Origin of the sequence: Vibrio sp. CK2-1, assembly GCF_021726515.1 — a bacterium.
Lineage (GTDB): Bacteria > Pseudomonadota > Gammaproteobacteria > Enterobacterales > Vibrionaceae > Vibrio.
The window spans coordinates 150,490-171,386 of sequence record NZ_JAKKCJ010000006.1; the positions used below are offsets into that span (position 1 = coordinate 150,490).

The following is a 20,897-nucleotide window of genomic DNA, read 5'->3' on the forward strand; positions in this document are numbered from 1 at the left end:
TCATTATTTAGTTGTTTGAACGGTGTGTAATTGCTCAATTACGGATTGGAGGCTTACCTTTTCCATTAACTTATCCCCTTTCACTCTGATTCCCCAGGGGAGTTCAGAGCTTGGTTTTCCATATTGTTCTAACAAACACTCTTCATAAACACTCACCGTATTGGCTTGGTTTAAATAAGGACCTGTTCGCTTAGGGTTGCTGTGAGCATATAAACCAATAACGGGTGTGCCTTGAGTTGTGGCCATATGGGCAGGGCCTGAATCTGGAGCCAATACGATATCTGCCCGATTTAAAACCGCAAGTAACTGATTGAGTGATGTTTGACCAATAAGGTTGGTCGCTTGATGACTCATAAATTGACGAATATTTTCGCCAAGCTGTATCTCTCGCTCGCTTGGTGAACCACATAGTATAACTTGATAGCCTTGCTCTATGGCATAGTCTGCAAATTGTGCATATCGTTCGGTAAGCCAATTTCTTTCATCTTTGCTGGCCGCAGGGCTGATTACGAGAACTTTTTGCTGTGTTGGAATCTGTTGATTGACCCAGTCTGTATTCAACGGTGAAATTGGCATATTCCATTTAGGCTCAGACTTGGGAATACCTAAATATTCGACAAATGATAAAAAGCTATCTAAAACATGTTGTGATTCAACATCATCAATTTTTTTATTAGTGAATAGCCATTGGCCTTCTTTGGCACGCTGTCTGTTAAAACCCACTTTGTATTTGGCTTTTATGCCGAGCGTGAGAAGGCTAGCGCGCAATGCGAGTTGCATATGAACGAGAGCATCGAAGCGACGGCCACTAAGTTGTTTCCAAACCGACTTCATGCCTGCATAACCTCCTTTCTTATCAAAAATGATAAACTCAATGCCCTCTACCCCTTCAAGTAATTGAGCTTCTACTTTGCCTATAATCCAGGTGATTTTTGTTTCAGGCCAGTGCCTTTGTACTGCTTGTACTGCCGCGACTGCATGGCATACATCACCAATGGCGGATAAGCGCAAAAAACACAGAGACTCAGGGGCAGAAGTAAATAAGGGCATAAAGGTTTCACATTGGAAAAAGTTGCTTTGATTATAGGGGAATGGTGCAGTAGAAAAAAGTGCATTGTTACGAGTTAGGTGAGCGCTTCGCTTCGTGTTGCGAGAAAACACGATATTTAGTTTGATTTAAGGCAAAAGAAAATCAAACTCCCTCACGAGACACGAGACACGAGACACGAGACACGAGACACGAGACACGAGACACGAGACACGAGACACGAGACACGAGACACGAGACACGAGACACGAGACACGAGACACGAGACACGAGACACGAGACACGGTATCCTACGCACATGAAAACACTCACATCCCACAAACAAGTCATCTGGTATGACGAAACCTTAATTACCGATTCTGTTGAGCAGGTATTTGACCCTGAACATTGGCACACTCAAGGAAAGGTGACTGGCTCGGCACAAGGCCGCGGCACGACGTGGTTTGTGCAAACAGAACAATTACCAGCGGCGTTACGTCATTATCGACGTGGTGGGTTATTTGGCAAGCTAGTTAAAGATCATTATTGGTTTAGCCAATGGCATAAAACCCGTAGTTGTGAAGAGTTTCAGCTATTACAGCACTTAGTTGATGCAGGAGTGAATGTTCCTAAGCCGATTGCGGCACGAGCGGTAAAACGAACAATCTGCTATCAAGCTGACATTTTGACCCAAAAAATTGAAGGGGCCCAAGATTTAGTGGCGGTTCTGCAAGAGGGCAGCTTGAGTAAAACGACGTATCAGCTTATCGGCCAGCAAATTCGAAAATTGCATGAAGCGAATGTGAATCATACCGATCTTAACATTCATAACATCTTGTTAGATGAAGATAATAAGGTGTGGATCATTGATTTTGATAAGTGTCATTTAGAGCCAAATAGATTTGAAAGTAATATTTCAGTTTGGCAAAAGTCTAATTTAGACCGTTTACTGCGTTCGTTTAAAAAAGAATTAAAGAAACGAAATATACATTGGCAGCAAAGTACCGATTGGGCTGCTTTAGAGCTAGGTTATAATCAATAGGTTATAGTGGGCACACTGTTTCCCTATAGAGAAGATTGGGTATTATTTTGAACAATATAACATCATCAGCACAGTTAAGTTTTAAGCAAAAATTACACGCGCATGGCTGGCTCATTCTCATCAATGCTATTTTAGCTATGCTGATTTCGTTTCGCTATTTTGCCTACCTTCCCGCTTTTCCTGATGACTTATTGAGTCTAAGTTTTATTGTGACAGGAATTTGGAGCCAAATGACCTTGCTTACTGCGGTCATCGGCTTGATTACAATACCGCTACTACTACTGCCTAAGCATATAAGTCGCATTCTTATTTCATTGATTGCTTCTATCGCGATTTGCGTACTGATTATCGATACCTTTGTATTTGCTCAATATCGATTTCATATGAATGCGGTCGTCGTTGAGTTAGTTTTTTCTGGGGATGTGGTTGATTTCCCGATTGTGACTTGGTTGATGGCTATTTCTGGAGTGCTAATTTTAGTTGCTTTGGAGTATGCCGTTATCGCTCAAATAGCCTCAAAGCCCCGACTAACACAAATCAAACTTGGCCGTAAATTTACTTACTTAACTATTGTTCTAGCCTTAGTTTGTAATGGCTTACACATTTGGGCGGCTGCCAATGCCTATCAACCTATTAGTATCGTTAAGCAGTATTTACCGCTTTTCCAACCGGCCACTGCGAACTCTTTTATGGAAAAACACGGATGGTTGGATAAAGAAGCTATTGAGCAACAAAAAGCGATGGCTTTAAAAGGTGACAGCAGCTTAAATTATCCACTAAGTCCTTTACAGACAACTTCCGTTGATAAGCCCGTCAATATTATGTTTTTAGTGATCGACTCATGGCGTTTAGATACCTTTAATCAAGATAACTCACCCAATTTATGGGCTCTATCGCAGCAAGGTGAAAGTTTTGAAAATCATCTATCAACAGGTAATGCGACCCGAACAGGTATCTTCGGTATGTTTTATGGCATGCCAGGGACTTATTGGCACAGTTTTTTAGCGAATAGAAAAGCGCCAGTATTGATGGATCGCTTACAGCAAATGGATTATCAGTTAGGATTATTTGCTGCCGCGAAATTAACATCGCCAGAGTTCGATCAAACAGTTTTTGTAAATGTAAAGAATCTACGCATTCGTTCGGAAGGCAATTCTTCACCGGAGCGAGATATCAACTTAACCAAAGATTGGAAAGCTTGGTACGATAAGCGCGATAAATCTAAACCTGTATTTTCATTTTTGTTCTATGACTCACCACATGCGTACGATTTCCCTGAAGATTATGACCATCAGTATAAGCCTATGCTGAAAACGATTAATTATTTAGAGTTAAATAATAATACCGACGTGAAGCCATTTATGAATCGTTATAAAACTAGTGTGCATTTTACCGATAGTTTAGCGAAACAAGTGATCGATAAGCTAAAAGAAACGGGTGACCTAGAAAATACGGTTATCGTTATCACTGGGGACCATGCGCAGGAGTTGAACGATAATAAGCTTAATTACTGGGGGCACAACAGCAACTTCACACCGGCACAGACTCAAGTTCCGTTTGTTATTGTTGGACCAAAAGTACCGAAAAATATTGGTACAGAGTGGGGACGCGAGTATACAAGCCATGAAGATATCGTCCCGACACTCATGGAGCAGTATTTAGGTGTGACAAGCCCAACAGATGACTACTCAACAGGAGTAGACCTATTCGCTCAACCTCAACAGCGTCCATGGATGTTAATCTCAAGCTATAGCGGATATGGTGTTGTTTCCAAAGATGCTATTTTAGAAGTAGGTGCGGCCGGACAATCGAAATATATGGATACCACTAATCATCCGAAAGATGGCTCACCAAACTATAAATATGTACAGCAAGCGTTAGAGCAAATTAGTCGATTTAGAAAGTAATCATTTAGGAAGTCGTTATGAAAATTGCATTAGTCCATATGAGGCATTCAAATGTAGGAGGCACAGAGCTATTTTTGAATCAGCTTTCTAAATACCTTTGTGAGCAAGGCGAAGATGTGACGATTATCTGTCGTTCTCATGTAGAGCCGAGTCACCCTAATATTAAATTTGTTCAATTGAAGCCTTTTAGTGTTGGTAAAGCACATCGTGTTTACCAATTTGCTAAAGCAGTAGAAAAGCATGTATCCGAGAATCATTATGATGTTGTGTATGGTTTAGGTAAAACTTGGACCCATGATCTTATTCGTATTGGTGGTGGGACTCGTAAGCACGTTGTTGAGCTTAGAAAAAATCAAAAACCTTCATGGAGAGACCGAGTTTCTTTATATATAGAGCGCCGTTCAGTACAAAGCGATCACTGTAAAGTGATTGTGTCCAATTCCAACAAAACCAGCGAAGAGCTAATTGCAGACTATGGTGTTGATCCTAAGAAAATTGTGACGATTCATAATGCGGTTGAGACTAAACGCTTTGATCGAGAGCGCTTGAAACCAGAAGTCGATGAATTAGTTCAAGAGCTAAGACTAGATACAACGATTCCCACATTCTTATTTTTAGGATCTGGCTATAATAGGAAAGGCTTAAAGTCTTTGTTAGATGCTTATAAACTGATCGACTTTAAATCGAACTTGTTGATTGTCGGTAATGAAAACCACCCAGAAGAGTATATGGATTATGCTAAGCAGCTAGGTGTATATGATTCTTGCCGATTTCTAGGAAAGCAGAGCCAGCCAGAATTGTTCTTTTCTCTGTCTGATTGTTATATATTGCCGACCAAATATGAGCCTTTTGGTTTTACGGTGATTGAAGCGCTTTCTTGTGGTACTCCCACGATCACTACCCAAGATTGTGGTGCTAAAGAAGTCATCGAACCTGATGTTTCAACAGTGTTGACTGCTGGGTACTCTTCCCAAGAGCTTGCTGATGCCATGTCACATTGGGCTAGTTTAAGAGATGATGTAGAGTTAAAGCAGCTATGCCGTAATTCTGTTATGAAGCAGGATGTTGAGGCTGTTATGGAAGATAACTATAAAGTAATAGTTGAACTTGCAAGTATCAATAAAGCTTAGAGTAAAAGTATGATTAAAGAGTTAAAAAATATTTTAAAACCATTAAATGCTAGAAATCTCCGTAATTTCTATTATGCAGTAATTAAATATGGTTCTTTTCAATTATTGTTTTGTAATCATTTTACTATAAAAAATAAAACCGGTACTCAAATTCAATATTTATGGCGGAAAAAAGTTAATTTTCCTCATCCTATAGGTATTGTTATTGGTAAAGGTGTACTTTTGGGCGAGAATGTTAGCTTATATCAAAATGTGACCCTTGGTGGTACAAAAACAGGGTACCCTAATATCGGTAATAATGTGATCATATATCCTAACTGTATTATTGTCGGTGGAATAGATATTGGTGATAATGCCGTCATACCTCCAGGATCGATTGTTAGGGGGAATGTTGAAGCAGGGTGTATATATAAAAGTGAAGGTTGATATATTAAAATGAAAAAAATACTACACCTAGGTAATGTAGATAAGTTTATTGCTCCATTTGTAGATTTTAATGAGAATAACTTTAAATCAGAAAACCACGAATATATGTTTTATGGCTATGATAAGAGATTGACTCATTATCATAATGTGTTTTTATGTAGAAACAAAGTAAAAGATAAAATATTTTTTTATCCTAAAGTTTACAAGAAAATAAAAGAAGCTGATTTAGTGATAATGCATAGTCTTAATAATAAAATTATTAATCTAATGTACTTTATTTTAATGTTCTCACCTATATTGCATAAGGTTTACTGGGTTATGTGGGGCGGGGATCTTTATGCATATAGGAATAGAAATACTAAACTTAAAGATAAGATTCAAAATTTTTATAAAAAGCAGTTTTTACCAAAAATTGGAGGGTTAATTAGTTATTTACCTGGAGATTTTGAGTTGGCTGAGATGTGGTATGGCTGTAAAGGAAAACGATATGAGTGCTTAGCCTATCAGAGTAACTTATATAAACCAGTCAAGGTAAATAAAGAAAATAAAGATAAAATTATTAAAATATTAGTTGGGAATTCGGCTGATCCTACTAATAATCATAAAGAAGTCTTTGATAAAATAAAAGATAGTTCATTTAAAGATTATTTAATTTATTGTCCTCTTTCATATGGAAATAAGCTTTACCGCAGTGAAATAATCAGTTATGGATATTCTATATTTGGGGGTAAGTTTAAGCCAATGGTAGATAATATAAGTTTTGATGAATATAATGATTTTTTAAATGATATAGATGTTGCTATATTTAATCATGATAGGCAGCAAGCAATGGGAACAACGATATCTCTCCTTGGTTTTGGTATTCCTGTATATTTAAGAGAAAGTACATCTCAATGGTATTTCTTTAAAGATAAAGGTATAAATGTTCATTCTGTAGAGAAGTTTGAACTTGATTTGTTTAAAAGGGAAATCAACGTATTTAATGTTTCTAAAGTAGAGGCTTACTTCTCAGAGTCTAATTTAATATCACAATGGGGTGAGATATACAAAATATGAATGAAGATGATATTAAGAATCAGCAGTTTTTAGAATGGGTTGAATTTGGAAGTGGATTAGGAAATGAACGTCGCTGCTTTCAATACCCAAATGATAAGTATAAATGTATAAAAGTAAGTCGTAAAAATCAATCAAAACAAACTCACAGAGAGTTGAAATACTTCAATTTTTTACAAAGAATGAGTGTTCCCTTTATTCATGTGCCTAAATTTTATGGTTCCGTAGAGTCTAGAGAGTATATAGGTATTGTGCAAGAAATCATAAAAGATGATGATGGTTCTATTTCTAAAAATCTAGTCGATTTTATTCTATATGATAAAGTCCAAAATGATAAACGAAATATTATTTTATATAGTCTTAATGAACTTAAATGTTATTTATTAAAGTACAATGTTATTCCATGTGATCTTATGATGACAAATATTTTAATTAAAAAAACAAACGATAGTTATAAAGCTATTTTAATTGATGGTTTGGGGAGTTCTTCTTTTATTTCATTAGATAATTATATTCCATTTTTAGGAAGGAGAACAATAGAAAGAAAATGGACCAGATTTTTACATAATGAGTTAATTCCTAGGCTTGATGATATAGATTAATTTAATATTTTTTCTATAGTTGATGTTACTGCCCCTTTGTTTTTTTGATATTGTTCAAGATTTTTTTGTCCCATTTCATTGGATATATTCTTATTGGAAATTATATTATTTATTTGATTGGCTATTTCTTCTGCATTATTACATATTATTAACCCCTTGCCATTGATAAGAGTGTTTGTAATGGACTTAAAGTTATAATAACTAGGTCCCATTAATATTGGTTTACTTAAGGCTGCCGGTTCTAATACATTGTGGCCTCCAACTTTTTTGCCTAAAAGACTACCGGCTACAAAGCATACATCTGAAGCTTCTATGAGAGTGAAAATTTCTCCCATAGTATCAGCTAAATATACAGAGTAATCACCTAAATCTACAAGATGATCTTTTAGATGTTCGGTTCTAGTTATCGATTTCATTGAATAGCTATTTATTAACTTTTTGACTGTATTAAACCTTTCTGGATGTCTAGGAGCAATTATAAGTAATATGTTATTATTATCTATCAATAATTTTTTATGAGAGTCTAGTAGCAACTTCTCTTCGCCTTCATGTGTGCTAATTGCAATCCATATCGGTCTTTTAATGCCTAAGTTTCTTTTTAAATTTTTTCCTTTTTTTATTTGTTCTAGGCTTATATCGAAGTCGTACTTAATTGATCCTGTTATAGTAACCTTCTCTTTTTTTACTCCTAGTGAAATGAATCGGTCAGCATCCTCTGAATTTTGAACGCAAAGCTTATCTATGTATGGGAAAATATTTTTTTTAATAAAATTAAATCGATTATAGTTTAAGTATGATTTTTCAGAAAGGCGTGCATTTAGTAATGTGACTGGTATATTATTTTTACTTGTTACTTTTAATACGTTTGGCCATAATTCCGTTTCAACTATTAATAGTTCTTTTGGGTTGATTTTTTTTATAAAAATCTTTAATGAAAATGGAATATCTAATGGCATGTACCTATGTTGAATAAGTTTATCGTTATTAAGCTTGTTATTTATGATGTCCTGAACTTGGACTGCTCCTGTAGATGTTGTTGTTGTTATGATTATAGGTGTTTGTGGCAGTTTATTTCTTAAACTAATGATTACAGGGGTGCAGGCGATCACTTCACCAACAGAAACAGCATGTATCCATATTGGATTTTCTGTAAACGTTGTTTTAGGTGCAAAACCTAAATATTCTTTCCAACGTTTTCCCACCTTTGGTTTGCCCTCTTTCTTTCGAAGTAAGTGAAATAAAATTATAGGGCTGAGTAATATTGAAAATAAAGTATAAAAATATAGCAAAATTAATGGCCTGTAAAAAATGAAATTATTTTATCTATTATTTTTTTCTGTTCTTCGAGTGTTAGTGAGTAAAAAATTGGTAGCCTTAGCAATCGTTTACTCTCTGTAGTTGTGTGTATATCTGAACCATTAAATTGACCAAAAGACATACCAGCTTTGGATGAATGTAAAGGGATATAATGAAATGCTGATGAAATGTTTTCTTGTTTTAAATGTTCAATTAGCTTTGAGCGTTCAGAAGAGTTGTTTAATTTAATATAAAACATATGTGCATTATGAATACAACCATTTGGGATTTTAGGAAGTTCAATTTGGCCTTTCTTTGATAATTCAGATAACTCGGCATAATATTTTTCCCAAAGTAACATCCTTTTATTATTGATCGTTTGTGCATTCTCTAGTTGGCCATAAAGGAATGCTGCTTGTACATCACTAGCTAAGTAGCTACTTCCTAGATCTACCCAACTATATTTATCAACGATACCTTGAATAAACTGACTACGGTTTGTACCTTTTTCGCGAATGATTTCAGCTCTTTTTATAAATTTTGAATCATTGATTAATAATAACCCACCTTCACCTGCACTTGTGTAGTTCTTTGTTTCATGAAAGCTAAAAGTACCTAAATGCCCTATTGTTCCTAGAGCTTTGCCTTTATATGTTGACATAACACCTTGTGCTGCATCTTCTATCACGAAAAGATTATAACGATTGGCTATCTCCATAATATAATCCATTTCACATGCAACGCCTGCGTAATGGACTGGAACAATCGCTTTAGTTTTTGAGGTAATTGCCGCTTCAATTAGAGTTTCATTAATATTCATTGTGTCTGGACGAATATCTACAAAAACAATTTGTGCACCACGCAATACGAATGCGTTCGCTGTACTTACAAAGGTATAACTTGGCATTATTACTTCATCACCAGGTTGAATATCAACCAGTATGGCTGCCATTTCAAGTGCAGCGGTGCAAGATGGAGTTAATAATGTTTTTGGGCATAAAAATTTTCTTTCAAACCAATTTTGGCAAAGGTGAGTGAACTTTCCATCACCACACATTTTTTCACTTCTCATCGCTTCAATAACAAATTTATCTTCATTTCCACAGTAAGGGGGTCTATTGAATGGGATCATTATAGGTTCTCTTGACGAAAGGTATATTCAAGTTTTAAAAGATTTTTAGACCTAGGCTTCAATTTCTTTGCGGGGTTTCCAATGTAGATGTACCAAGAATCAGTAGTTTTATTGACTAAGGTCATAGCACCGATAGCGCAACCTTCTTTAATTATGACACCTGGCATAATTGTTGAGTTAGTACCGATAATGACATGCTTTTCTATAGTAACTGGAGAAAATATTTCATTCTTAAATTCTTTAGGGATTAAAGAGTTAACCATTGACTTGCCACTATAATCATCTGATTGGCTAAATATTTTCACTCCGTAGGCTAAGGTGGAATAATCCCCAAGGATTACACCAGGTTTACCTCCCGCAATTAGACACATTGGAGTAATGTGAACATATTTTCCTATCGTTATAGATCCGGACAATATACAAAAGTCATCAATTCTTGAGTTATCATCAATGGAAATGTTTTCAGGTTCATATATTTTAGCATCTTTACTGATCTTGATATTTTTTCCAAGATGCTTAAAGCCGAAATGATTTAGCTCCTGTCTTGTATAGTAGGCCATGTTTTTATTTCTCTTTTATTAAAGAAAATAGATAATCACCATAACCATTTTTAGTTAAAACCTCTGCTTGCTGAGCGATTTTTTCTACGGTTAACCAGCCATTGTTATAAGCAATTTCTTCTAAACAGGCAACTTTGTAACCTTGTCTTTTCTCAATAGTTTCTACAAATTGAGCTGCTTCTAGTAAGCTTTCATGAGTCCCGGTATCAAGCCAAGCAAACCCACGCCCTAGTACTTCTACATTTAAATTATTCTGATCTAGATACAACGAGTTCAATGTTGTTATTTCAAGCTCACCACGCTTTGATGGAGATACCTGTTTGGCTAGGTTAACAACATTATTGTCATAAAAGTAGAGCCCAGTAACTGCTAGGTTGCTTTTAGGCTTTAAAGGTTTTTCCTCTAAAGATATGGCTTTTTTATTTTGATCAAACTCAACTACACCAAATCGTTCAGGGTCTTTTACTTGATAGCCAAAAATAGTTGCACCTTGACCTGATTCCGCTTTTTCTACTGCTTTTTTTAGCTTAGGGCTAAATCCTTGACCATAAAAAATATTATCACCAAGTACTAAGCATGCAGAGTCGCCATTTAAAAACTCTTTCCCAATAATGAATGCTTGAGCTAATCCGTCTGGTGTTGGTTGGACCTCGTAAGAAAGTTTAATTCCAAACTGTTCACCAGTACCAAGTAATCGTTGGAAGCTAGATTGATCTTCTGGAGTTGTAATAATTAATATTTCTTTTATTCCAGCCAGCATTAAAGTTGATAAGGGGTAATAAATCATAGGTTTATCATAAACAGGTAATAATTGCTTAGATACTCCCATTGTAATTGGGTAGAGTCTTGTTCCTGAGCCACCCGCAAGCACTATACCTTTCATAGTTTGGTTCCTTTAGTATCGATCCCTAAACGTTCAAATGAATATGAGCCGTCTAGTATTCGTGACCACCATTTTTTATTTTCTAGATACCATTTTACAGTTTGGCGTATACCTGTTTCGAATGTTTCTTCTGGTGTCCAACCCAACTCATTAGCAATTTTAGAGGCGTCAATAGCGTAACGAACATCATGGCCAGGCCGGTCTTGAACATAAGTTATCAAGCTTTGGTAACTTTCAATGCCATTAGGTTTATTTGGTATAAATTCTTCAAGAAGAGAGCAAATGGTCTTCACTACCTCAATATTGGTCTTTTCATTATGTCCACCAATATTATAAGTTTCGCTCACTTTGCCTTCTGTCACAACTTTATACAGTGCTCGAGCATGGTCTTCCACGTGTAACCAATCACGAATTTGCATCCCATCGCCATATACAGGTAATGGTTTACCATCTAGAGCATTCAAAATTACCAATGGAATAAGTTTTTCAGGGAAATGGTAAGGGCCATAATTATTTGAGCAATTAGTGATCACTGTAGGTAGACCATAAGTGCGTTGCCAAGCTCTTACTAGGTGGTCACTAGATGCTTTTGAGGCCGAATATGGAGAACTAGGCGCATAAGGGGTTGTTTCTGTAAATAAGTCTTCTGGACCTTCTAAATCACCATAGACTTCATCTGTTGAGATATGGTGAAAGCGAAATAAAGGTTTATGTTGCTTATCGAGTTGGCTCCAATATTGTCTAGAAGCTTCAAGAATATTGTAAGTACCTAAAATATTGGTATGAATAAACTCTGCAGGGCCATCAATAGAGCGATCTACATGTGATTCGGCGGCTAGATGCATAACAGCATCAGGCTGGTGAGTAGAGAATATTCGGTCAAGTTCAGATCTATTACAAATATCAACATGCTCGAAAGTGTAGCGGTCGTTGTTTTCAACTGAATGAAGCGATTCTAAATTGCCTGCATAAGTGAGTTTATCTACATTTACTATACTATCATTAGTATTTTTAATGATATTTCGAATAACGGCAGAGCCGATGAACCCTGCACCGCCAGTGATTAAAATCTTCAAAGTGACCTACTCAATTATAAGAAAAGTGATTTTAATAGAGTGTAGCCATATTACTTGCCAAATTTAGTAGTAGCAATGCAATTGACAACCATTTTCGGATCTAGTTCTTTTAAGCATTTAAGATGCCCTAGTGGACACTCTCGTTTAAAGCAGGGGCGACACTCAATATCAGTATGAACAATAGATACTTTTTCTGCTAGTGGGGGAGTATATTCTGGTGATGTCGAGCCATAAACCCCAATAACGTCACACCCAACAGCCGCCGCAACATGCATTAAACCTGAATCATTACTGATCACTGTATGACAAGCTGCTAAAAGGTCGACAGCTTCGATTAAAGAAGTTTTCCCTGCTAGGATATGCACAGAGTGTTGATCTTCACTACTCACTAAGTGTTTTATTTGCTCGGCTGTTGGTTTGTCTTTAGCTGAGCCAAAAATCCAAATTTGTTTGCCTTGCTTAATTAGCTCATTGGCGACAGTGGCATAGTGTTCAGTTGGCCATTGTTTTGCTGGCCCGAATTCAGCTCCAGGGCATAAACCTATAATCGGTGAATCTAAATTTAATTCGAACTTTTCAATACTGTGCTTTTGAGTAAATGAATCAATATGCAACCTGGGTTTTGGTAATTTATCTAACCCACCTAAAGAGCTTGAATTTATCATTGTTTCTTTGGGATGAGCGAGTGCCACATAGCGCTCAACCATGTATTGAAAATCTTTTTTGTTATTACGTAAGTCTGTCAGTAGGCCATACCGCATTTCACCTTTCCAACCGGTACGGATTGGAACTCCAGCAAACCAAGGGATTAACGCTGATTTTGCTGAATTTGGGAGAATAAATGCATGAGTGTAATCTTGATGTTTTAACTCTTTGCCTAAAGCGCGGCGCCCTAGTAAATTAACATCACCATGCCCTAGTGGCATTTCAATCGCTTGATGAACTTCAGGCATACGTTCAAGAATCGGTTTACACCATGCGGGAGCTAAGACATCGATCAGTGCATCGGGATGCTGTTGCTTCAAGGTTATGTATAAAGATTGAGACATAACCATATCGCCAACCCATGATGGACCAATGATCAAAAAGCGCATCATAACTTATTCTCTCTTTTATGAGTGATTGAGGTTTTCGATGTTGAATTATATGAAAAGGGAATTATTAATAAACCATAAAGGAGGATAGTTGCTCCTTGTGTTAAAGGTGATAATGTTATGCCTGATATAATATAAAACCCGGTTACTCCCCACAAAAGTAATTTTTTGTCTAATTCTTGTTTGAAGCCGTAATATATAGGGGTTATATAAAAAGCTAGTAAAATTAATGTTCCGACCAAGCCATTTTTAACCATTCTATTTATGATTTCATTATGATATCCAGGTGGATTGAATTTATATAACTCTTTAGAAACTTCACCCTTGTGATATGCCTGTTTCAAATATTCTCTATGTTCACCACCCACTCCTATTAGAGGGCTTTTCTTGATGACACTTGGTGAGTATTTCCACATCTCAAGCCTTAACCCCATTGAGGTGTTGAAGTTTCCTTTTTTTAATGAGATTAATTCATTTTTTGTTACGTTATACCTAGTTTCAAGTTGTTGACTAAATAGTATAAAAATACAGCTAAACACTGATAGTAATATAATGGCATGTTTTCTATTGGCTCTTTTAGATAAAAGAACGAGAAGTGCAGATATTACTAATGCTGTAATGGTAACAGTTCTACTTTGGGTTAGAATTGTTGAACTAAATAAAAGTATGAAGGATGATGTGCAGAGTGCCTTTTTGTGCCCCGCCAGTAATAATGAAAATGAAGCTACAGCCATTGCTCCGGTTAAACCTGCATATACATTGGGGTTTAAGAACCCTGTTTCTCTCTTTAGTTGTAATATATATGTATAGTAGCTAGAGTTTAAAATTGAAATTATTCCTGAGATAAATAAAAAATATACTAGATGTTCGGTTTTTATTTTTTTGTGTGGAATTATTAAAAAGTAAGCTAATAAACATATAAGAGCCCTAACATCTCTTGAACCATCAGGGTAATAGTAGTAACCAAATATAGAGTAAAATGTTAATAAAAGTAGAATTACAGTGATTGGTTTCGTGGTGTTTTCTTTAATGTTCTTTAATTTACAAATAATCAAAGAGCATAGTATGGCTAAAATAAAAAAAACGACAGCTTTTTTATCAGGGTGTGGTGTGAAAAATATTCCTGTGGCCATAAATAAATATGGAAGAAAAATGGATTTTTTTAATAAGTTATTCATGCTTTGATTTGAATTCTCTATATATGTTTCGATTGTTTTTTTGAGTTCTAAAAAAACGCAAAGACCACATGTATTGCTCTGGTTTATTTCTAGTCGCTTGTTCAATAAAGGCATTCATCATTCGAGCATCTTGATACTCAGTTTCATTTGGATAAGGCTCAAATGCGGGATGAATATCCACAATATAACGATCACTTTCTGCATCATAAATAGAAAATACAGGTACAATCTTAGCTCTGCTGACTTTTGACAGCTTACCTAGGCCTGGTAGTGTTGCCTTTTGATTGCCAAAGAATTCAACAAAAATGCTGTGTTCAGGACCATGGTCTTGATCGGGCAGGTAATAGCCTAAGTAGCCATCGCGTACTGATTTAATAAAAGGCTTAACTCCGCCACTACGCTCATAAACTCGCCCACCATATTGAACTCTTTGACGGTGCATTAACCAATCAATGACATCATTTTTTTGCTTTTTAGCCATCGCCGAGACAGGTTGGTTCATAGAGGCAAACAAAATAGCGGGGATATCAATTGCCCAAGTATGAGGGACAAGCAAAATGACTTTTTGGCCCGAATTAAGGGCATTTTCAATATTTTCTATTCCCTTAATATCACATTTACTATTCAGCCATTTACGGCTTCTAAGGGAAACTCGTGCGAAACCAAGAGCGAATGTACCAGCGGTTAAAAGTGTTTTGTGTAATAAGGTTTCAAGTTCTGAGTCTGATTTTTCAGGAAAGCATAATTTAAAATTCACCCAAGCATTAAAAATATTGCCTTTTCTCTTTTTAACTAAAATTTTGGCTATTTTATTACTAAGCGCATAACGAAATGAATGTGGCAATAGAGCAATAGGTAGAGCGACTAAAACCATGAGCCAAGTTCCCCAATATTTAGGGGCTAGAAACGACCACTCAAAAGTTGGGTTATAGGCTTTCTCATCAAAGTCATTACGTTGCTGGGTCATAAATACTCGAATACTCTATTTACATTCAAAAGCCGGGAGTCAAAATCTTCTCGGCTCTCGGCTCTCGGCTCTCGGCTCTCGGCTCTCGGCTCTCGGCTCTCGGCTCTCGGCTCTCGGCTCTCGGCTCTCGGCTCTCGGCTCTCGGCTCTCGGCTTACTTATTAATCTCAGCCAAATACTCAGCAACACCTTCCGCAACGGTTTTAAATTCAACATCACAACCCGCGGCACGAAGTTTATCTAAATTTGCTTGAGTGTATTCCTGGTAAGCGCCTTTTAAATGCTCTGGGAATGGGATGGATTCAATCGTGCCTTTACCGTGATGTTTAACTACTGCTTCAGCCACAGCGCGGAAAGGTTCGGCTTTGCCAGTACCACAGTTGAAAATACCTGATACACCGTTTTCCATAAACCAAAGGTTCACTTTACACACATCACCGACGTAGATGAAGTCACGTTTGAACTCATCGCTGCCTTCAAATAATTTTGCGTTTTCACCAGCAAGCAATTGGTTGTTTAAGTGAAATGCAACTGAAGCCATGCTGCCTTTGTGTTGCTCGCGCGGGCCATAAACATTGAAATAGCGGAAGCCGGTAATTTGAGAAAGTTTTTCACCGTGTGTTTCGGCATCTGCCCATAAGCGACGCACGTAGTTATCAAATTGTTGTTTAGAATAACCGTAAACATTCAGCGCGCCTTCGTATTCACGCTCTTCGATGAATTCTTGATCTTGCGCGCCGTAGGTTGCAGCTGAAGAAGCGTAAAGGAATGGAATCTGACGTTCAACACAGTAGTGCAACAATTCTTTAGAATACTCGTAGTTGTTGAGCATCATGTATTTGCCATCCCACTCAGTTGTCGCAGAACACGCACCTTCGTGGAAAACCGCCTCAATCGGGCCGAAATCATCGCCAGCCATAATTTGCGTTAAGAAGTCATCACGATCCATGTAATCGGTGATATCTAGGTCGACTAAATTAACGAACTTCTTACCGTTTTTTAAGTTGTCGACTACCAATATGTCGTTATGACCAGCTTCATTTAATGCTTTAACAATATTGCTGCCAATCATGCCAGCGCCGCCAGTAACGATAATCATATTTACTTCCTAAAGAATTCAAAAGATAGACGGGCAAAGTATATCAGAAGATAAGTTGAGAGAGGAAATGATATCAATAAAGATTGTTGCGAGTAGGGGGTAACACTATCGCTCGGTAGCTAAGATGCTTCTTTCACTATTTATATCCAAAGAATGTGTCATCCTGAATAGCGAGGCACGAGTGTAGTTCAGGATCTCCTACAGATAGCAGGGAACTTACAGTTGATAGTATAAATCAACCCATTCGTTATTGTGTTCAGTAATTAGGTTATTTTTCCATTGTCTTTTCCAAGCCTTTAATTGCTTTTCCCGTTCGATAGCAATGATCATGTCACTATAAAGTTCATAATGTACTAATTTATGAAGCTGATATCGCTGTGTGAAGCCTTTAATATCTCCAGATTTATGTTGCCAGATTCGTTGCTTCAAATTACTGGTCACGCCAATATACAAAACGTTGTTATGAGTATTAGAAAGGATGTAAATGCAAGGTTGTTTCATGTCTCATTGGTCCTCTGCGTGCTGATGGAGATCCTGAACTACGTTCGTGCCTCACTATTCAGGATGACGGTGGGAAGGAATTGAAAAATACAGACGATTTAATTTTTCATTCTGAAAATCGGCGAAGGAGAGCTGTTCAGAACCTCCAATGTCATACTGAAAATCAAACAATAATCCCTGTATTTTTATTTTCTGAACAAAGAGTTATCTTCTCGGCTCCCGAGCGCAGCGTCCTCGGTTCTCGCCACCTATTTCTCTTAATCAATAATGTCGCCAGTAAATCTTGCCTTAAGCAACTCTTTGAATTTACCTTGCACTTCCGGCTCCCCATGAATCAAAAATATCTTCTTGGGTGATTTTTCAATCCCTTCAATAAATCGCAGTAAATCACTTTGATCCGCATGAGCAGAATACCCAGACATCGAATGAACCTGAGCATTCACCTTTACTTTTTGATTGGAAATATAAACATGGTCTTCACCTTCTTGTAGCTCGCGGCCAAGCGTTCCATAAGCTTGAAAGCCTGCGAGGATAACGTCGGTTTGTTGATGAGGAAGTAGGGCTTGTAGGTAGTTAATAATACGGCCACCATTGCACATGCCGCTGGCCGCAACGATGATGGCGGGTTCGTTCGTAGAAGCGAGTCGATTGATTAGTTTTATATGCTCTTTATGGCTAGCAACCTTGATGAGTTGCTCAAAAGAAAGTGGATGCCTATCGATATTCTCATCAAACTCAATGCATTCATCATTCCACAGTTGCTTGAAATGCTCGTATTCTTTGGTGACTTTTAATGCCAGTGGGGAATCTAAAATGATAGGCAGTTGTTGCCAAAAATCATCGGAAGTGGTTTTGGTTTGAATGCTATGTTCAATCAAACGTTCGATATCAAATAAAATCTCTTGCGTGCGCCCAACACTAAAGGCCGGAATTATAATAACTCCACCATCTTGTAATGATCTTTGAACTATCTGTTCCAACCGATGTGATCGTGTACTTACATCATCATGCTGTTTATCACCATAAGTAGTTTCAATCACTAGGTAATCAGCTTGTTTCGGTGGAATAGGATCCGGTAGTAAAGGCGTATTACTTGGCCCTAAGTCACCAGAAAAAACAATATTCTCACCATTTGGTAATTTAACTTCGATATAAGCGGAACCAAGAATATGCCCAGCGGGCTGGAACAGGATTGAAAGATTGTTGCGTGTCTCGTGTGAGGTGTCGCGTGTAGAAGCAAAAGCCTTTTTAGCACTAGTGTCAGTTTTTTCGCTTTTATCTTTTTGCTTTTTCTCGCAACACGTAGCGAAGCGCTCACGCAACTCGCAACAAGTTCCTATCTTCTCCCACTCCCCATACTCCACCGGCACGATCATTCTTTCAATCTTGTCTAAAATTAACTTACGCTGCTTCTTATCCAATCCCAGTTGGAGCTTTAAACCATCATCTAGCATTAATGGAATAAGCGCAGCGGTTGCTTTGGTGCAATAAATCGGTTTATCGAAGCCTGCAGCTAGCAACCAAGGTAGGCGGCCGATGTGGTCGATATGGGTATGGGTAATCAGTAAGGCTTCAATGTGTTGAATATCAAAATCAATATTAAGTGCGGTAATGGGATCAGAAGCGGAATCTTTACCTTGAAACAACCCACAATCAATTAAGATGCCATACTGATCGATACGTAGTTCATGGCATGAGCCCGTAACTGTATTTTTGCCGCCATGGTGGAGAAGAAAATATTGGTATTCATCGTGTAATTGATACATGTGAGTAGTCATAAGTAAGCCTTATTAATAAAGTTTAACCTGCTGATTTAAATGAATACTAAGGGCTTTATGCTAGAAAATCTGGATGAGAGGTTTTGTTTTCGATCAAGTTATCCTTAGTTATTGGAAATTGTTACTAAAATGTCATAAGTAAGAATGGTATCTTGATGAAGATTTGTCCTACGTGCGCTCGCGCAGAGCCCTAGTTAGTGGTAGAATCCCAACCAATTTTTATGGGTTAGAATAAACGTAATGAGAAAGTTTAAAGTATTAATCAAGCAATTGTTGTCAAAAACAGGAGCACTGGATCTGTATGTAAAACATTTTTATATTCACTTAACAGTTTTTCTTTATAAAATTAAACACGCCAACGTTATTGTGAGTGAAAATCAATTTATATTTGAGTGTTTTCGAGGAAAGTCAGCTACAGACTCCCCATACTCACTTTTCAGAGAGTTACAAGCTAATCACCCTGGCGCTACTTTTATTTGGGTCTTTTCTGACCCTGAACATCCTGATGTACAGAAGTTATCTCTGGATAAAAATACACAAATAGTAAAAAGAGGGACCAAAGAGTATTTTAACGCTTATGCTTCAAGTCAATATTGGATAGTTAATTGTCGATTACCTTATCGATTAATGCCTAGTAAAAAGCAAACAGTTATACAGTGTTGGCATGGAACACCTTTAAAAAAATTAGGGTTAGATATTCAAGTAGATAACCAACCTACATCTAGTTTACAAGCTATGCATTTTGCGTATAAATGGGAAGGAAAGCGTTGTGACTACTTTTTATCTCCTAGTCCCTATGCTTCGGAGTGCTTTATCACTTCGTTTGGTTTAACTAGGGAACAAATTTTAGAGGTCGGATACCCTAGAAATGATGATTTAGTTAATTACAAAAATGACAAAACTTATCATGATAAAATCAAAGAAGACTTGGGTGTTGCGCTAGACAAAAAAGTGATTTTATACGCTCCAACATTTAGAGATGATGATTTTGTTGCTGGTAAGCATGTAGCAATGAATAAATTAGATAACGAAAATTTTAAAACTAGTTTTGGTTCTGAGGTTCAATTCTTATTTCGTGGACATTACTTCACTCAAGTGGATCAACCGAAAGATAGTTTTTTTATCAATGTTTCAGATTATCCACGAATTAACGATTTGTTATTGATTGCCGATGAGCTAATCACCGACTATTCAAGTCTGTTTTTTGACTATTTAGTATTAAATCGGCCTGTGTATTTTTATATGTATGATAAAGGTAAGTATCTAAATAACCTTCGTGGTACCTACCTTAATGTAGAAACTGAAATGCCAGGCCCTGTAACTGAGGATCAAGATGAATTGATTGAAATTTTAAAAAATCAAACGAAGCCTGAATCTCAAAGTGATATATTTAACAAAGTTTATAACCCACATGAGCAAGGGAATTCAGCTCAATGTGTAATTCAAAAATTTTTAGGTAAGTAGAGTAGGCAATGACAAAGAGAGTAATTACCTTTGGGACCTTTGATGTATTTCATGTCGGTCACATTAATATATTAGAGCGCTGTGCAACTTTGGGCGATACTTTAATAGTTGGGGTGTCGAGTGATACATTAAATTTCAGTAAAAAACAACGCAACCCCATTTATTCAGAGCAGGATCGCTTGAAAATCATCCAATCACTTTCTTTTGTTGATGAGGTGTTTGTTGAGCACTCATTAGAAAAAAAACGTGAATATATTCAGTTTTATAAGGCTGATGTACTTGCAATGGGGGATGATTGGAAAGGTCGCTTTGATGAGTTTTCAGATATTTGTGAAGTCGTGTACTTTCCAAGAACACCATCGATTTCGACTTCTGAAATTATTGAAATAGCAAAAAACATTTAAGTGATAAATAGGCTTGAATTTGAATAATAATCGCTACTTAAAACTACGCAGTTTACTTTTTATTAAAGGAGTGCTTTTTTCTTTTTTAGGCTTTTTTATTGGTAGGAACTCTCGGAGAATAATTCTAAACTCAGAGTTTAATACAGAATTTAAGTATCCGCGCCATGAACCCACGGGGCGATATTGTTAGTGTTTGAAGTTCCAAGGCAGGAGTGCATCGATATCAGGTTCCGCTTTCGCTAACTCCTGCATGCACTTGACCATGTAGTCGTAAACGAT

Annotated in this window: 20 protein-coding genes; 8 read left to right on the plus strand and 12 right to left on the minus strand. The window is 36.9% G+C overall.

What is annotated here, in order from left to right; genetic code table 11:
* Positions 1–3: 3 nt before the first annotated feature.
* A complete protein-coding gene (locus L3V25_RS14590) occupies positions 4–1,050 on the minus strand; it encodes a glycosyltransferase family 9 protein (RefSeq protein ID WP_237296208.1) in 1,047 nt (348 codons plus the stop codon).
* A gap of 296 nt (positions 1,051–1,346) precedes the next feature.
* On the opposite strand from L3V25_RS14590, the gene L3V25_RS14595 reads away from it, so the two are divergent.
* Genes L3V25_RS14595 through L3V25_RS14620 form a run of 6 tightly spaced genes read left to right on the plus strand, consistent with a single transcriptional unit; the run spans position 1,347 to position 7,187 of the window.
* Entirely contained in the window at positions 1,347–2,069 is a 723-nt protein-coding gene (locus L3V25_RS14595) for a 3-deoxy-D-manno-octulosonic acid kinase (protein WP_237296209.1), read from the plus strand.
* 47 nt (positions 2,070–2,116) lie between these two features.
* Positions 2,117–3,976: a DUF3413 domain-containing protein gene (locus L3V25_RS14600; protein WP_237296210.1), complete on the plus strand. Its 1,860-nt coding sequence runs from the start codon at positions 2,117–2,119 to the stop codon at positions 3,974–3,976.
* Between the two features lie 17 nt (positions 3,977–3,993).
* Positions 3,994–5,106 (plus strand): glycosyltransferase family 4 protein, encoded by a 1,113-nt coding sequence (locus L3V25_RS14605; protein ID WP_237296211.1) that lies wholly within the window; start codon positions 3,994–3,996, stop codon positions 5,104–5,106.
* 9 nt (positions 5,107–5,115) lie between these two features.
* Complete coding sequence (locus tag L3V25_RS14610) at positions 5,116–5,532, plus strand: hypothetical protein (protein ID WP_237296212.1); 417 nt, start codon at positions 5,116–5,118, stop codon at positions 5,530–5,532.
* 9 nt (positions 5,533–5,541) lie between these two features.
* Positions 5,542–6,588 carry a TDP-N-acetylfucosamine:lipid II N-acetylfucosaminyltransferase gene (locus L3V25_RS14615; protein ID WP_237296213.1) on the plus strand — a complete coding sequence of 349 codons (1,047 nt, stop codon included), beginning with the start codon at positions 5,542–5,544 and terminating at the stop codon, positions 6,586–6,588.
* Positions 6,585–7,187, plus strand: coding sequence for a YrbL family protein (locus L3V25_RS14620; protein ID WP_237296214.1), 603 nt, complete (start codon positions 6,585–6,587; stop codon positions 7,185–7,187). Before L3V25_RS14615 ends, L3V25_RS14620 begins: the two co-directional genes overlap by 4 nt.
* Here L3V25_RS14620 and waaA read toward each other — a convergent pair.
* From waaA to L3V25_RS14675, 11 genes are all read right to left on the minus strand, one after another.
* Positions 7,184–8,476, minus strand: coding sequence for a lipid IV(A) 3-deoxy-D-manno-octulosonic acid transferase (gene waaA, locus L3V25_RS14625; RefSeq protein ID WP_237296215.1), 1,293 nt, complete (start codon positions 8,474–8,476; stop codon positions 7,184–7,186). The genes L3V25_RS14620 and waaA overlap by 4 nt on opposite strands.
* Before the next feature lie 2 nt (positions 8,477–8,478).
* Positions 8,479–9,615, minus strand: coding sequence for a dTDP-4-amino-4,6-dideoxygalactose transaminase (rffA, locus tag L3V25_RS14630; protein ID WP_237296216.1), 1,137 nt, complete (start codon positions 9,613–9,615; stop codon positions 8,479–8,481).
* Complete coding sequence (locus L3V25_RS14635; RefSeq protein WP_237296217.1) at positions 9,615–10,175, minus strand: acyltransferase; 561 nt, start codon at positions 10,173–10,175, stop codon at positions 9,615–9,617. Before L3V25_RS14635 ends, rffA begins: the two co-directional genes overlap by 1 nt.
* A gap of 4 nt (positions 10,176–10,179) precedes the next feature.
* A complete protein-coding gene (rfbA, locus tag L3V25_RS14640) occupies positions 10,180–11,058 on the minus strand; it encodes a glucose-1-phosphate thymidylyltransferase RfbA (RefSeq protein ID WP_237296218.1) in 879 nt (292 codons plus the stop codon).
* The gene (rfbB, locus tag L3V25_RS14645; RefSeq protein ID WP_237296219.1) at positions 11,055–12,134 is read right to left on the minus strand and encodes a dTDP-glucose 4,6-dehydratase; all 1,080 of its coding nucleotides are present in this window, start codon (positions 12,132–12,134) and stop codon (positions 11,055–11,057) included. Before rfbB ends, rfbA begins: the two co-directional genes overlap by 4 nt.
* 50 nt (positions 12,135–12,184) lie before the next feature.
* Positions 12,185–13,231: a lipopolysaccharide heptosyltransferase II gene (gene waaF / locus L3V25_RS14650; protein WP_237296220.1), complete on the minus strand. Its 1,047-nt coding sequence runs from the start codon at positions 13,229–13,231 to the stop codon at positions 12,185–12,187.
* Positions 13,228–14,406: an O-antigen ligase family protein gene (locus L3V25_RS14655; RefSeq protein ID WP_237296221.1), complete on the minus strand. Its 1,179-nt coding sequence runs from the start codon at positions 14,404–14,406 to the stop codon at positions 13,228–13,230. Before L3V25_RS14655 ends, waaF begins: the two co-directional genes overlap by 4 nt.
* On the minus strand, positions 14,399–15,373 hold the full coding sequence (lpxM, locus tag L3V25_RS14660; protein ID WP_237296222.1) for a lauroyl-Kdo(2)-lipid IV(A) myristoyltransferase: 975 nt from the start codon (positions 15,371–15,373) through the stop codon (positions 14,399–14,401). Before lpxM ends, L3V25_RS14655 begins: the two co-directional genes overlap by 8 nt.
* Positions 15,374–15,526: 153 nt before the next feature.
* Positions 15,527–16,471, minus strand: a complete 945-nt coding sequence (gene rfaD, locus L3V25_RS14665; RefSeq protein ID WP_237296223.1) for an ADP-glyceromanno-heptose 6-epimerase — start codon at positions 16,469–16,471, stop codon at positions 15,527–15,529.
* 216 nt (positions 16,472–16,687) lie between these two features.
* On the minus strand, positions 16,688–16,972 hold the full coding sequence (locus L3V25_RS14670; protein WP_237296224.1) for a GIY-YIG nuclease family protein: 285 nt from the start codon (positions 16,970–16,972) through the stop codon (positions 16,688–16,690).
* A gap of 257 nt (positions 16,973–17,229) precedes the next feature.
* Positions 17,230–18,750 (minus strand): MBL fold metallo-hydrolase, encoded by a 1,521-nt coding sequence (locus L3V25_RS14675; RefSeq protein ID WP_237296225.1) that lies wholly within the window; start codon positions 18,748–18,750, stop codon positions 17,230–17,232.
* 240 nt (positions 18,751–18,990) lie between these two features.
* Between L3V25_RS14675 and L3V25_RS14680 the strand changes: the two genes are divergently transcribed.
* Positions 18,991–20,214 carry a CDP-glycerol glycerophosphotransferase family protein gene (locus L3V25_RS14680; protein ID WP_237296226.1) on the plus strand — a complete coding sequence of 408 codons (1,224 nt, stop codon included), beginning with the start codon at positions 18,991–18,993 and terminating at the stop codon, positions 20,212–20,214.
* Positions 20,215–20,222: 8 nt separating this feature from the next.
* On the plus strand, positions 20,223–20,618 hold the full coding sequence (locus L3V25_RS14685; protein WP_237296227.1) for an adenylyltransferase/cytidyltransferase family protein: 396 nt from the start codon (positions 20,223–20,225) through the stop codon (positions 20,616–20,618).
* Positions 20,619–20,897: the final 279 nt, after the last annotated feature.